Annotated in this window: 15 protein-coding genes; 1 reads left to right on the plus strand and 14 read right to left on the minus strand. The window is 44.4% G+C overall.

Going from position 1 to position 14,775, the window contains the following annotated elements; genetic code table 11:
* The 12 genes from QZX97_RS13570 to QZX97_RS13625 form a co-directional block, all read right to left on the minus strand.
* A complete protein-coding gene (locus QZX97_RS13570) occupies positions 1 to 1,605 on the minus strand; it encodes an NADH-quinone oxidoreductase subunit M (protein WP_295647862.1) in 1,605 nt (534 codons plus the stop codon).
* A complete protein-coding gene (gene nuoL / locus QZX97_RS13575; RefSeq protein WP_295647865.1) occupies positions 1,606 to 3,630 on the minus strand; it encodes an NADH-quinone oxidoreductase subunit L in 2,025 nt (674 codons plus the stop codon).
* Position 3,631: 1 nt separating this feature from the next.
* A complete protein-coding gene (locus tag QZX97_RS13580) occupies positions 3,632 to 4,390 on the minus strand; it encodes a hypothetical protein (protein WP_295664723.1) in 759 nt (252 codons plus the stop codon).
* Positions 4,390 to 4,695 carry an NADH-quinone oxidoreductase subunit NuoK gene (gene nuoK, locus QZX97_RS13585; RefSeq protein WP_295647870.1) on the minus strand — a complete coding sequence of 102 codons (306 nt, stop codon included), beginning with the start codon at positions 4,693 to 4,695 and terminating at the stop codon, positions 4,390 to 4,392. The genes QZX97_RS13580 and nuoK overlap by 1 nt, the downstream gene beginning before the upstream one ends.
* Positions 4,692 to 5,246, minus strand: coding sequence for an NADH-quinone oxidoreductase subunit J (locus QZX97_RS13590; protein ID WP_295647873.1), 555 nt, complete (start codon positions 5,244 to 5,246; stop codon positions 4,692 to 4,694). Before QZX97_RS13590 ends, nuoK begins: the two co-directional genes overlap by 4 nt.
* A complete protein-coding gene (locus QZX97_RS13595) occupies positions 5,243 to 5,833 on the minus strand; it encodes a 4Fe-4S dicluster domain-containing protein (RefSeq protein ID WP_295647876.1) in 591 nt (196 codons plus the stop codon). Before QZX97_RS13595 ends, QZX97_RS13590 begins: the two co-directional genes overlap by 4 nt.
* A 6-nt stretch (positions 5,834 to 5,839) precedes the next feature.
* Entirely contained in the window at positions 5,840 to 6,931 is a 1,092-nt protein-coding gene (gene nuoH, locus QZX97_RS13600; protein WP_295647879.1) for an NADH-quinone oxidoreductase subunit NuoH, read from the minus strand.
* A 73-nt stretch (positions 6,932 to 7,004) separates the two neighbouring features.
* Complete coding sequence (gene murI, locus QZX97_RS13605; RefSeq protein ID WP_295647881.1) at positions 7,005 to 7,835, minus strand: glutamate racemase; 831 nt, start codon at positions 7,833 to 7,835, stop codon at positions 7,005 to 7,007.
* A gap of 73 nt (positions 7,836 to 7,908) precedes the next feature.
* Positions 7,909 to 8,445: an OmpH family outer membrane protein gene (locus tag QZX97_RS13610; protein ID WP_295647883.1), complete on the minus strand. Its 537-nt coding sequence runs from the start codon at positions 8,443 to 8,445 to the stop codon at positions 7,909 to 7,911.
* A 49-nt stretch (positions 8,446 to 8,494) separates the two neighbouring features.
* Complete coding sequence (locus QZX97_RS13615; protein ID WP_295647886.1) at positions 8,495 to 9,025, minus strand: OmpH family outer membrane protein; 531 nt, start codon at positions 9,023 to 9,025, stop codon at positions 8,495 to 8,497.
* Between the two features lie 7 nt (positions 9,026 to 9,032).
* Entirely contained in the window at positions 9,033 to 11,585 is a 2,553-nt protein-coding gene (gene bamA, locus QZX97_RS13620) for an outer membrane protein assembly factor BamA (RefSeq protein ID WP_295647887.1), read from the minus strand.
* 62 nt (positions 11,586 to 11,647) lie between these two features.
* Positions 11,648 to 12,388 carry an isoprenyl transferase gene (locus QZX97_RS13625; RefSeq protein WP_295647889.1) on the minus strand — a complete coding sequence of 247 codons (741 nt, stop codon included), beginning with the start codon at positions 12,386 to 12,388 and terminating at the stop codon, positions 11,648 to 11,650.
* Positions 12,389 to 12,763: 375 nt separating this feature from the next.
* Between QZX97_RS13625 and QZX97_RS13630 the strand changes: the two genes are divergently transcribed.
* Entirely contained in the window at positions 12,764 to 13,105 is a 342-nt protein-coding gene (locus QZX97_RS13630) for a hypothetical protein (RefSeq protein ID WP_295664724.1), read from the plus strand.
* On the opposite strand, the gene QZX97_RS13635 is transcribed toward QZX97_RS13630, so the two are convergent.
* Together QZX97_RS13635 and QZX97_RS13640 are read right to left on the minus strand one after the other, a co-directional pair.
* A complete protein-coding gene (locus QZX97_RS13635; protein WP_295647894.1) occupies positions 13,102 to 13,887 on the minus strand; it encodes a DUF6089 family protein in 786 nt (261 codons plus the stop codon). The two genes, QZX97_RS13630 and QZX97_RS13635, sit on opposite strands and share 4 nt — an antisense overlap.
* A gap of 1 nt (position 13,888) precedes the next feature.
* Positions 13,889 to 14,770 (minus strand): NAD kinase, encoded by an 882-nt coding sequence (locus QZX97_RS13640; RefSeq protein WP_295647897.1) that lies wholly within the window; start codon positions 14,768 to 14,770, stop codon positions 13,889 to 13,891.
* Positions 14,771 to 14,775 lie beyond the last annotated feature (5 nt).

The following is a 14,775-nucleotide window of genomic DNA, read 5'->3' on the forward strand; positions in this document are numbered from 1 at the left end:
TTAGTTTACGTGAATAAATTGAACAAATGCCAAAACCGAATCGTTGATCTTGGCAAACACTAATGATGGCATTAAGCCCAAAGCCAATGTTAAGATAGACAAAGGCACCAATACCAGCATTTCGCGAGTACTGATGTCAACTAAGGCCAATTTCCATACTTGCCCCCCTTTTATTTTTAATTCGCCGAAAAACATGCGCTGCAGCGTCCATAAAAAGTACCCGGCGCCCAATAATATACCCACCGATGCACCCATGGCCATCCAGGTGGGCAGCAGTCCGTTGGCGGTTTGCGAGTTGAACGCACCTATCAAACTGAACAGTTCGCCGATAAATGCCGAAAAGCCCGGCAAACCCAGCGAGGCGAAGAACGCGATCATGATAAATACCGTGTACTTCGGCATCAAATTGCTCAGGCCACGGAAGCTGTAAATGTCCCTGTCGTGCACACGGTAGTAAATAACTCCCACCAAAAAGAACAACATCGACGATAAAAAGCCGTGGCTCACCATCTGCATCATCGCGCCGCTCAAACCTTCGGCCGTTTGCGAAGCTATCCCCAGCAAAACAAAGCCCATGTGCGATATAGACGAATACGCGATCAAACGCTTCAGATCGCGCTGGGCCAATGCATTAAACGCACCGTATAGTATCGATATCATCCCCAACAAACCAATCCAAAACGCGCCATGCGTAGCCACTTCCGGGAAAATGCCAAAGCATATCCGTATCATACCATAACCGCCCACCTTGAGCAATACGCCCGCCAATATGATGGAAACCGGCGTAGGCGCCTCCACGTGCGCGTCGGGCAGCCAGGTATGCAACGGCACCACAGGTATTTTAATAGCGAAGGCAATGAACAAAGTAATAAAGCCAACCGTACGCGCCGGCATACCCAACAGCATATGCGTGCCGATAAACCCGAATATCGAATCCTTATCGTAATTAGCGGGGTTCATCATCTGGATGATGTTAAAGGTATGGTAACCCGTGGCAGGGTCTTTTACCGAGAAGTACAATCCCACCATCACCAGCAACATAAATACCGAACCGAACAGCGTAAACAGGAAGAATTTTATCGCCGCGTACTCCCGCTTGGCACCGCCCCATATCCCGATCAGGAAATACAACGGCAGCAACATCAACTCGTAAAAAATATAGAACAGGAAGAAATCCAGCGAGCAAAATACGCCCGTAATCGCCATATCCAGCAATAAAAACAGCGCGAAATATCCTTTGTGGTTTTTATTAATTTCCCACGATGCCAAAGCCGCCACCACCATCACAACCGACGACATCAGCAACAGCATAATGGATATCCCATCCACCCCCACAAAATAATCGATCTGCATTTTGCCCATCGCGCCTAAGTTCAGCGCTATCCAGTGGAATTTCTCAACAAATTGGTATTGGCCCTCGTGGTTTACACCTGCAAAGCCTGCCCCCGTTTTAAACTGCACATAGAGCCATATACTCAAGCCTAACTGCAGCAAAGTGGCGCAAAGGGTTACCGACCGGTATATATAACGCAGGCCCGCAGGCAGCACCAAAATGATGAGCCCAAACAGGATAGGTATAAAAATGATGAGCGAAAGTATATTCATTTACATAAACGTCTTTAAAACATAAATAACCACAATAAGCAGCAGCATGCTGAGCAAATAGGCCTGCACCCTGCCGGTTTGAAAACCCCGCACAAAATTGCCGGCCTGTTTTACCACCGTTACCAACAGGTTGATGAACCCGTCGATCAGGTATTTATCTATCCAGGCCGTAATCTTCCCGATAAAAATACTAACCGAGCCAAACAGATGGATGATGCCGTCAAAAATATTTCGGTCTACCCATGATAGTACGCTGCCTATCCGCAATACATCTTTGATGATGACCCGGTGGTAAAACCAATCGATATACCATTCGTGGTACGATAGTTTGAACAAAAAGCCCGACTGTTTGATGGCCCTGCTCCTGCTGATATACAGGGTGTAAGCTAAGTAAACTATAGCGATACCAAAAATATTGACAGTCAACGCCACCAACGTTTCATAACTTATGCTGCCGGCTGCCTTTACAGCGATGCCAAAACCTTGAACGATCCATGCCTCGCTATAATCAAACGGATGGAATGAGAACAGCGGGAACAAACTGCAAAGCGCCAAAAATATCATCGGCAGGCTAAACAGCCAGCCACCATCATGCCCCACCGTTTTCAGGTTGGGCACCATCTCTTTTATTTTGGCCTCGCCAAAAAACACTTTGAAGAGTAACCGGCTGATATAAAATATAGTGAGCAAACTGGTGAGCAATGCCGTTACCGGGACAATAAAATGCGGCCAGCTTTTACCCTCAGCCCAGTAAAACGCCTGCACCATAATGCCGTCTTTCGATAAACAGCCCGACGTAAACGGAAAACCGATCAAGGCCAGCGAGGCAACAACACAGGTAACAAAAGTTACAGGCATCCCCTTGCGCATGCCGCCCATATTGTTGATATCCTGCGCATCGATATCGAGTTGATGTTCGTCTTTCAAATGCTGCATTTGATGGATGATAACACCGGCTGCCAAAAATAATAAACATTTAAAAAAGGCATGCGTGGCCAAATGCAGCAAGCCAGACGAATACGCGCCTACCCCCATCGCCATCATCATAAAACCCAGTTGCGATATGGTAGAGTAAGCCAGAATACGTTTCAAATCGTTTTGCGTCAGCGCGATGGTAGCGGCCATAAAGGCCGTAAAACAACCGATACAAGCCATCAAAGTCAACACATCCGGACTAAACATTACATACACCCTGCCCAATAAAAATATACCTGCTGCGACCATCGTAGCGGCGTGGATCAATGCGGATATGGATGTCGGCCCTTCCATCGCGTCGGGCAGCCAGGTATGCAGCGGGAACTGTGCCGATTTCGCCATCGCGCCGATCAAAAAGCATATCCCCGGCAGGGTGATCCATGTACTGTCCGCAGCATTGACAAATGCCGCAGTGGCATGGTTATCAAACAAGGTAACCATGTTAAACGTATGAAAATCAGCATACAAAATCAGGATGCCCGACAACAACGCCACATCCCCGATCCTGTTCATAATAAAAGCCTTTTTATTGGCCTGCACCGCCTTTTCACGCGTGAACCAAAAGCCAATGAGCAGGTAGGATGCAAAACCCACCAGCTCCCAAAACATATACAGCAGCAGCAGGTTATCCACCACCACCAAACCCAGCATGGCAAAACAAAAGAAACCGAGATAAGCAAAATAGCGGCTGTATTTTTCATCGCCCTGCATGTATGCGATGGAATAGATATGCACCGGCAAAGCAATGCCCGTAACCAGCAACAGCATCAATACCGAAAGGTTGTTCAGCCACACCCCGGCACCCACCTGCAGCTTGCCCGCCGTAAACCATAGCCATTGGGAGTGCAGGTCGCCCACATTCCAAACCCTGCTAAAAACAACTGCCGAAAGCACAAAACTGATGAGAATAGCCAACGTACCCAGCCAACCCGATACCTTGCTTTGGTTCTTCACCAAAAACAAATTCACCAAAGCCACCGCAAACGGTATCAGCACCGCTAATAAGGCGAGTTGGATGGTTGGGTCGGTATGTAGTAAAGTTGTTTGCAAATTATTTTTTTGTGGTGATGATTACCATTGGTATTGAGTAGAAACCTGAGTGCAAATCTTTTGTCATTTTAAAGGAAATGTGTTTTATATTTTTATTGATAGTGTCATATAAAAAAACCACGTAATCTTTTGATGGATTTTTAATTAATTCGCCGTCTACCAGGTATACTACATCATTATCGTTTCCATTTTTCTGCTGAATATAGTTGAGATATTTTGAAGATAATTGTCCGAGTTCTTTTTCATATGACAGCTTCTCGCCTTTTATGGTGGTTATGATTACTATCGGTCGCGCCGCCCTCTGCGAATAAATAAGTACGTTAGAATATTTCAATATCTCCACATTTATGATACTGTCTGGATTCAGTCTATCCATATTTTCAGCAGGGACGCCATCGACAACATAAAATGGGTCATTGCCTAAAAGTTTTGGTAAAGTCATCGCCTCAGCTTTCTTTTTAGCAAATTTTTCAGAAGTATAAACGTATACACCGTTAACTCCTCTTGAACCCCATATCGCTGCGGCCTCTGCGCCTCTGACTATTTCAATATTTCGAATTTTGGACGTATCAATTTGGTCTTTCTTAACCACTTTATCATCCAAAACATACAATGGACCATCCATCACAGTAGGCATGTCTCTAATCAATAACTGATGTTGCACAGCTGATTTGGAAGTGTCCTTCGGAACAACAACCACCTGCCCCATTGACATGAATGGCGACAACAAAAAGACAAAAGCTATAATCTTTTTCATCATCAGTCCTTTAATTTCTCCACCTTATTCGGGTCAATGGTTTTATATTGCTTGTACACATTCAGTATTATCGCCAAAGCCACTGCCGCTGCCGCGCCTGCCAACACAATGGCAAACAAAGCAAAGGTTTGCCCGCTGTTGTACAGCTTATCGTATTTGCCAAAGGCAACTAAGTTCAGTATAGCCGCGTTCAAAATAAATTCGATACCGATCAAAACCTGTATAGCATTGCGTTTGGCCAATACCATATAGATCCCGATAGCGAACAGCCCCGCACCGATCAGCAAAAAATTGGTGAGCGTAATCATTGGAATTTATGCTCCTCCTTTCGTGCCAAATGCGCGGCGCCTATCAGCGCCATCATCAGCAATATCGATACCGCCTCAAAGGGCAGCAAATACCGCGTCATCAAATTCACGCCCATATTCGGCACCATATTGTCCGCCGGCTGTATCACATTGTTGTTTTGTGCCGATATTTTTATCCAGGCCATATTATCCACATCTGCTTTGATAATGGCGTTCACCAAAATCAGTAAAAACAACACCGCCACCAAAATAGCCGGTACTTTTTGTATTGAAAAAAACCGGCTGTTGCGTTCCTGCAAATTGTTCAGCACCTCCCTGTTCGACAGCATGAACGCGAACAGCATCAGCACCAACACCCCGCCAACGTATACCACAATTTGCGTTACCGCGACAAAATCCGCCAAAGCGTAAACATACAGCCCGGCCAGCGCGAACAGCGTAACAAAGAACATAAAGATAGAACGCACCAGGTTTTTGCTCACCGCCACCGTTAACGCCGATGCCTGTACCACAAAACCCAATACATAAAATATCAATGTCGCTATGTTCATAGGCCTTCTTCCTTCTTTTTTAGGGCCGCTAATTTAGCGGCTTGTTTGGCTGCCTGCGCTTCTTCAAATATCCTGCGCTTTTCGTCGGCCACTTCAGCCGGCATGTCCGAAAACTGATAGGTCAGCAAATCAAGCTCCTGCACGCTTACATCGTATTCGCTGGTCATGGTAATGCATTCCGTCGGGCAAACAATGGTACACAGGCCGCAATACATGCATTTGGCCATATCGATATCAAACTTGGCCGCGTATAACCTTTTCGGCGAGCCATCTGATGTCAGCCCGATCAAATCCGGCGATTTGATGGAATCTATCTCAATGCAATCCACCGGGCAAACTTTGGCGCACAGGTCGCATACAATGCAATCGTCTATCTCCACAAAAAGCTGGTAACGCCCAACTTCGGGCACCGGCAACTCTTGCGATGGGTATTGTATCGTATTTGTGCCTTTGCCTTGTTGCTCAAAATAATTATCCGACTTTACGGTATCCATCACCCGCCGTTTTTTGGTCGCGAACAAGTGCTTTAGCGTGAGCCCCATGCCCACACCGGCCGTTTTCAATTCTTTTATGATATTCCTGAACATCCTTGCTTACATTAACAATAAACGCCACAGCCCCGATATCACCATACAAGCGAAGGCCAGCGGTGTCAGCACTTTCCAGCATAAGTCCATCAATTGATCGACCCTGAAACGCGGCAACGTCCACCTGATCCACATTTGTACGCCCACCAGCGCCAATGCCTTTACCGATACCCATAAAATACCCCAGCCCCAGCCTGTCGTCCAGTTAGCCAGTTGTACCACACCGATATTGGGCAGCGGCGTGTTCCAGGCCCCTAAAAACAAAATAACACCCAACATCGACACCAAAAACATCATCGAGTACTCCGCCAAAAACACAAAGCCAAAACGCAGACCGGTATATTCTGTATGGAAACCCGCTACCAGTTCCGATTCTGCCTCGGGTATATCAAACGGTGCACGGTTACATTCCGCCAGCGATGCGATAAAATAAATAACAAAGGCCACCATCAAATGCGGTGCCCTGAAGATATTCCACGACAGGATGCCACCGATATGGCTCACATCCAAAAAGCCTAAAAACTTGGTTGTTTCTGTGGATAAGATGCCTTGCTGTGTGGCTATTTGTTGCAGGTCCAGCGTTTGCGCGATCATTACTACCGATATCAGAGCGAAACCGGCCGGTATCTCATACGATATCACCTGCGCAACCGAACGCATCGCGCCCAACATGGAGTACTTATTGTTCGAGCCCCAGCCGGCCATCAGTATACCCAAAGTTTCTATCGATACAATCGCGAAAAAGTAAAACAGCCCCAAATTAAGGCTAACCGGCACCAAACCCGGCCCCCAAGGCATCACCGCGAAACCAAGGTATACGGCTATAAATATAATGAAAGGTGCCAGCGCGAACAGTAGTTTATCAGCTGCGGCAGGCGTTATCAGTTCTTTTTGGAGTAACTTAACGATATCGGCAACGGTTTGCAGCAAGCCGAATTTACCCGTCTCGGTAGGCCCCAGCCTGTCTTGTATAAAAGCCGATACCTTACGCTCGGCATACACCCCGAATAAGGCAAACACGGCCGAGAACCCAAAAAGCCCCAGGCCAACAGCTATATAGATCAAATAAAAGTTCAAATAATTTTGCTTTGGCTGCAAACTTACTTATTTGTGAGAAAATAAGGCCATAATATTATCCACCAAACGTAAAATCTATTCAATTGGTAGATTATTATACCACCTGTATAAACGATGAGGTAACCGGCTCGGGAAAGAACGATGCCGCCATATGGTCAAAGTCGGGTGTGTCGTCGGTCGTAGTAAAAAACTGGCGGTTGCCGCCTCTGCTCAATTTGTTTTCCATTTCGGGATGGCGCTGTAAATAATCCACCAAACTTTTTGCCACAATATCACCCTGCGATACCACGCGGATATGGTCGGGCAGGTAAGCTTCAATTTTTTGCGTCAACAAGGGGTAATGGGTGCAGCCCAACAAAATCGTATCAATATCCTGCGATTTGGCCAAAGCTTCATCCAGGTACTTTTTTACAAAATAATCGGCACCGGGTTTATCATGTTCACCATTCTCTATCAAAGGCACCCACAGCGGGCAGCTTTGTTGGTGTACTACCACATCCGGAAAAAATTTAGCGATCTCCAGCATGTACGATCCCGATTGTACCGTTCCCTTAGTGCCTAACACGGCTATTTCTTTTGTACGGGTATAATTGCCGATAACTTCGGCAGTGGGCCTGATAACGCCTAAAACACGTTTGGAGGGGTCGTTCTTTTTCAAGTCCTGCTGCTGTATGGTACGTAATGCCTTGGCCGATGCCGTGTTGCAGGCTAATATGACCAAAGGGCAGCCCATCTCAAAAAGGGCTTCAACACATTCCAGTGTGTATTGATGTATGGTTTTGAACGAACGGTTACCATAAGGTGCCCTCGCATTATCGCCTAAGTAGATATAATCGTATTGGGGCAATGCCTCCGCTATCGACCGGAATACCGTGAGGCCCCCAATTCCCGAATCGAAAATACCTACAGGCTGATTGTTTAACATGGGTACAAATGTAAAAAGCGCGACCCAATAAAAAAATCGGGTCCCGCCTTTAGCATAATGTTTTGATGGAAGATTATTTTTTTGCTGCGGGTGCTGCTGCAACAATACCTAATTTTGTTTTAACAGCTTCCGTCAGGTCGTCCGAATCAGGCGATACCAACATTATTTGTTGCGACGAATCGAATACATACGCGTATCCTTTTTCTTTCGCTACACCATTTACTGCCAACTTTACTTTGTCAAACAATGGCTTAGCTAATTCTTGTTGCCTTTGATCCAGTTTTTGTTGTGCAGTTGTGTTATAATCCTGCATCCTTTTTTGCATGTCGGTCAACTCGCCTTCTTTTGCCAAACGAACAGCATCGTTCATACCGGCCTGGCCTTTTTGGTAATCGGCCAATTTGGCTTGGTACTCAGCTTGCATGCCTTGTAAGCCGTCCGAATATTGTTTTGTTTCGGTTTGCAATGTTTTTTGGATAACCAATTTATCCGGCATAACGTCTATAACAGCGTTAAAATTTACGTAGCCAATTTTATTCTGAGCCTTTGCAAGAGTTCCTGCTAAAACCATACATCCGGCAATCAATACAACTTTAAATAACTTTTTCATTTTGGGGTTTTTCTGATTTTTATTTTTCTGCGATTTTAAAGATTTTTTTTTACTTAGCCAACACTCCGGGCTTTAATCCTAAGCGTTTTATAATATCATCGCTCCTGTCGTAGCGCGGATTGGCATAAAGCATAATTACTTCACTGTTTTTATCAAATACCATATCTATACCGTCGCTCTCGGCCAATTCCTGTATGGCTTTGGCTATTCGGTCTTGTATCGGTTTTATCAATGCGCTACTACGCTGTGCTAATTCGCCATCGGGACCAAATTTTGAGCGTTGAAAATCTTTCGCTGCCTTTTCTTTTTCTACAATGTCAGTTTCACGACGCTTTTTCATATCCGGCGTCATCAACACCTGATCCGCCTGATAGGCTTTGTACATCCTGTCGATTTCCTGAAAACGGGCATCACTTTCTTTTTGCCATTGGTCCGATAAGGCTTTCAACTCCTTCTGTGCCGAAATATAGTCCGGCACATGGTTCAAAATATATTGCGAATCGATATACGCAAAACGTTGCGCAAAACCGCTAAACCCAATAAACAACGCAAAAACCAGTGTTAAAAAAACCTTTTTCATATTCCGATCAATTAAAGCCGCCATTTAAACTCTGCGAGATAGAGAAGTGGAACTGGCTTTTGTTTGCACTCGGCGCGCCGGGTATTGCATCGAAACCATAACCATAATCTAATCCAAGCAGCCCAAATATAGGAAGGAAAATACGGGTACCAAAACCTACCGACCTTTTTACGTTAAATGGTGTAAAAGTACTGAAGCTGTTCCATACGTTTCCGCCCTCTGCAAATGCCAGCAACAATATTTTTGCCGACTGACTATCAATAATCGGGTGGCGCAATTCCAACTCATATTTGTTAAACACCGGACTGCCCGGGTTATTATTTGCGTTATAGCCCGAACCATCAGGAACGATTGAAAAGTTCTGATAACCGCGCAAACCAATGATTTCGCTGCCTTGTAAAAACTGGTAACTCTGCATACCGTCGCCGCCTAATTTAAAGCGCTCAAATGGTGCCGGACCTACCGCAGTATTGTATTGGCCCATAAAGCCGAATTGCGCCTGACCCTTTAACACCAATTTACCAACAATTTTCTGGAACCATTGCGACTCGAATTTCCATTTGTGATACTCAACAAACTGGTAGCGTTGTTGTGGTGTAGCTATTTCATAATTTACGCCGTTAAACAACGAGTATGGCGGCGTAGCCTGCACGGTAAACTTAATATTAGATCCCGACGTAGGGAAAATAGGCTGGTCCAACGAGTTACGGCTCAACTCCTGTGTCAGCTTAATGTTCCACGATGTACCGTTTTTAAACAAATAACCGGGATAGTTATTCAAATTATAGTGATCAACATTTAACGAGTAGTTCAGTTGGAAAAAGTTATCCGGAACCTTCAATTGCTCGCCCAAAGTGATACCGGCACCATTGATACGTAAATTATAAAAATTAGGGTCGGTGCTGGCATACGCCGAAGCATTCGAACTTAACTGGGTATAGGCTGTTACCGCGAAGTAGATAGGTTTTTTTCCACCCAACCAAGGCTCCGAAAACGTAAACGAAAAATTCTGGTAATTCTGCCCGTTCGATTGACCGCGCAAACTCAACTTTTCGCCATCGCCCTTTGGTAATGGTTTGTAAGCGCTTTTGTTAAACAAGTTACGTATGGAGAAGTTGTTGAATGTTAAACCCAACGTACCAACCAATTGGCCGCCACCAAAACCGCCCGAAAGCTCAACCTGATCTGATGGTTTTTCAACCACATCATAAACAATATCAACCGTACCATCCTGCGGGTTGATGTTGGTAGGTTTCGGTTCTGTTTTTTGCTCATCAAAATTACCTAATTGGGTAATTTCACGTGTACTGCGCACAATGGCTTCCTTCGAGAATTTTTGCCCCGGCAAAGTACGTATGGCCCTGCGCACAACTTTATCGTTGGTAACATCATTACCCTGTATAATAACACGGTTAATGGTGTATTGCGGCCCTTCATACATCCTGATGTCAACATCAATCGTGTCATTGTATATTTTTGTCTGTACAGGATCGGCCTGGTAGGTCAAATACCCGTCGTTTAAGTATAACGATGATATATCGTCCCCATTGGCTGTTGGCCCGCTCAAACGTTTGGTCAAATTGTCTTCGCTAAACACATCGCCTTTTTTGATGCGCAAAATTGAATTTAGAACACTGGTAGGGTATTTTGAATTGCCCGAAAACGTGATCTTACCGAAGTAATATTTCGGCCCTTCGTACATTTTAATTTTTACGTTTACCGTTTGCTCGTCGTTTTTCCAAACCGAATCACTCAAAATTTCAGCGTCGCGGTACCCTCTTTCCTGTAGCTTTTGTACAAATTCCTGCTTATCGTCTTCGTATTTATCGCGGATAAACTTCTTCGAACCAAAAATATGTGTCCATTTTTTCTCGCGGGTATCTTTCAAAAAGCTTTTGAGTTTCTTTTGAGTGAATACTACGTTCCCCTCAAACATCACCTTATTGATCTTCACTTTCTGCTTTTTATCGATATGCACATCCAGTATCACACTATTGGCATCCGATGGATCTTTACGCTGTTGTATATCAACTGTGGTATTCAAAAAGCCTTTATCGCTAAAATGCTTCTTTATGATGTTGGTGGTAGTGTTCAACAGGTTTTCGTTAACAATTTTACCGGCCTTGTCGTTCAACATTTTTTGGATATCTTCTATCTCGCCTTTACGTATGCCCAATAAGTGCATCCGCGATAGGCGCGGACGTTCTGTTATTGCTATTTCCAAATAAACGGTATCCAAATCTATTTTGGTAATATTCAGCTTCACATCGTCAAAAAGCCCTTGGTCCCACAAGGCTTTGATCACGTTTGCCGAAGCTTCGCCCGGTATGGTTATCTTATCGCCTTTGTTTAATTTTGATATGGTGATAAGCACATCTTTTTCAAGATACTTGGTACCGCTCACGCTAACGCCGCCAATGATAAAATCACGCGGACTTAAATAACTTATACTATCGGCCGGTATTGATTTTGTAAGTTGTGGCCTTGGTTGGTTTGAAACCTGCGCCCATGCGGCCGAACAAATGACTGAGAAAAATAGTGCAATAAGGAGTTTATTCATTCGAATATTTTGATGGGCTAAAATAATTTATACAGTTGTTAAAAAGTGTTAAACATAAAAATTTAGTTGATTTGCTCACTGATGAGGCCAAACCGACGTTCCCTTTTTTGATAATCAAGGATAGCCTCGAACAAATCCTCACGCCTGAAATCGGGCCAGAGTTTATCTGTAAAATACAGTTCGGCATAGGCAATTTGCCAAAGCAGGAAGTTGCTTATCCTGTATTCGCCACTTGTCCTGATCAGCAGTTCGGGATCAGGCATATCAGCCGTGTGCAAATGTTGTGCAAAAAGCGCTTCATCAACATCTTCGGCTTTTATCAACCCCTTCTCAACTTTTGCGGCAATGGCCTTTGCCGCGTCGGTAATTTCGCGGCGCGAGCTATAACTTAGGGCCAATGTTAATACCAACCCGGTGTTTGCCGAAGTCTTTTCAACGGCGTTCTTTAATTCCACGTAGCATTTTTCGGGCAGTTTGTCAATATCGCCAATGGTATTCAAACGTACATTGTTCTCCATTAATTTTTTTATCTCTTTATTAATGGTCGATATCAACAATTCCATGATGGCGGTAACCTCATACTTTGGCCGGTTCCAGTTCTCGGCCGAAAAAGTGTACAACGTCAGATATTTTATCCCCAGTTCGCCGGCACCTTCAACCACATCCCTTACCGATAGCACACCGTTATGATGCCCAAATACGCGCATCTTGCCCTTCCCCTTAGCCCACCTGCCATTACCATCCATTATGACAGCAACATGCTTTGGTAATTTGTGTGTATCTATTTCTTCTCTAAATCCCATGGGTGGCTGCTGCTAAAAACAAACTTTATTTGCTGTTTAAAGCCAAAGTATTAAAAAATTTCAGGGGACAAAGGTAAAACTTACTTTGTATATTTTTATTATAAGCCCAAAAAGAAAAAAAACGGCAAAAACACCGTCCTAAAACAAATAAAAAGCCTGCATATGCAAACCAAAGGCAAATTAAACCGTATACATGGCAAAGCGTTGCACCCAGTTTAACATTAACATATCCTGCCTGCCTTCATAATGTTAGTTAAATTGCAATTGTGCAAAAAAAAGGGGTGTAATTTATGCCCGATATTAGTTTTTAAATAAAAAAGAGATATTTTTATTCCAAATTTAAGCGGTATGATCTCATCGGTGAGTTGTGTGTTTATGATTACCTGTTATGCGTATTTTAAACAGTACTATGAGAAATTGATTGCAGCCCAAATACACGACGAAACACTCCGCAAAAACTGGGCAGTTTTATTAAAGAAAAAGCTCATCATTTTCCCGCTTGGGGTTGTTATTGTGGTGATATTATACGCCTGCTCCTTTACCATCATCCGCCTGGCCCCTACCATCGAAAACGTTAAACTGATACGCCGCATTTGCGATTTGGCTACTGTAGCTATTTGCGCTGTATTGTTTTATTTAGACAAGCTTGATCTTGATAAAAAACTGATCAAAGACTCGGCTCCCGCGCCCAAGCCACTTGACGAAGAAATGGCCTAAAAAGTCGGGCATTTTTGGCTGATGAAGGTATACGATACCGAAAAACCAAAAAACATATACGTATCGTTTCCCCGGTAATTGCCGCGTTGCGTGCCTGCGGTTCCTATATAATCACCTGTCTTTTCGCCCGACCTGTCTGATAGCGCTAACGCTACTCCGCTCAACTGGCTTTTATTAGCGTAATTATTGGCTACGTCATCCAAATATGGGGTGGTAGTAGCGCGATACCCAAGGTCTACAATAAAGTTCCAGGCCCCCGAAAAGTTGAATTTGATACCTGCCCCATAAGGTATGGCGATAGTGGAGTTTGAATAAGGTGCTTCGCCCTCCGTACCCAGCGGCCTTAAATTGTACACCACCCCTTTATAAGTTGCCTGTGGGTTATAAGCTGTTGTAGCAATGCCGGCAAAAATATACGGTGTAAACACATTATCGCCTATTTGAGGTATATAGTTTTTAAAATTGAACTCTCCGGTAAGGCTCAGCTCGCTCAGCGAGGTGGAAAAACTCAAATTGCGGTTAACATATTGCGGGTTTGATGACGTACTGTCGGCACCGCTTATGGTGCCGTACATATAGCCAAGTTTTACCGATAAATACCCGCTGAAATTGTGTTTTACAAAAATACCACCCGATATGCCCGAAAATTTCAGGGGATTGGTAGGGTTAAGGTCGCCGATATAACCCGATGGCCCTATTGTGGCGCCCGCTTCCCATTTCTGGGCGTCGGCCCCGCAAATAAACAAACATGATAAAATAAGGGCGGATAAAAATTTGGGCATCTTAATAATTCCGGGCATCTATTCCCCAAAGTAGTTTGTTCCTTAACGTAGATAAGTACGATTCATTATCCAAACGGATCAGGTTTAGCTCAAAAGCGGCTTTGCGGATATAAAATTTAATCGGGCTGTCAACGGTAACCGTCCTCGAATCGCACGATACCAGATAATTGGGGCCACGCCCTTCAACCTCAAAGCTAAGTACATTATCGTCCGACAATACGATGGGCCGCACGTTCAAATTATGTGGCGCTACCGGTGTTACCACAATATTGCCCGACTGTGGCAGGATAATTGGTCCACCACAGCTCAACGAGTAAGCCGTCGACCCTGTTGGTGTAGATATAATGATACCATCGCCCCAATACGAGTTTAAGAGCTCGTCGTTCAGGTATGCATGTATGGTAATCATGGCCGAATCATCACGTTTATGAAAGGTAATATCGTTTAGCGCGAAGTTATCATCTCCAAACACCGCCGGCGCCGATTCTATTTTAAGCAACACACGGCTGTCTAAAGTATATTTATGGTTTACTACATCGGATATGGCCTTCGCGATATCATCCTTGTTAACGCTGGCCAAAAAACCCAGACGGCCAAAATTGATACCGATTACCGGGATACCCGAATCGCGGATAAAAGCTACGATATCCAACAGGGTACCATCGCCGCCCAACGTCAAAAAAACATCTATTATGCCCTTTAGGTCCTGTTTTTTTTCGAACGTTTGGTAAGGGTACGAAAAAACTATTTTACCCGACAAAAAGGCATCCAGATCCTTAAAAATATAAATCTCAACCCCATGTTCCTCCAGTTGGGTAAAAACCTGCTGTACATAAGGCAACACCGAATTGTTGAACTGCCGCCCATATATCGCTATCTTCATCTGCA

It is taken from the genome of uncultured Mucilaginibacter sp. (assembly GCF_903893715.1).
GTDB lineage: Bacteria > Bacteroidota > Bacteroidia > Sphingobacteriales > Sphingobacteriaceae > Mucilaginibacter.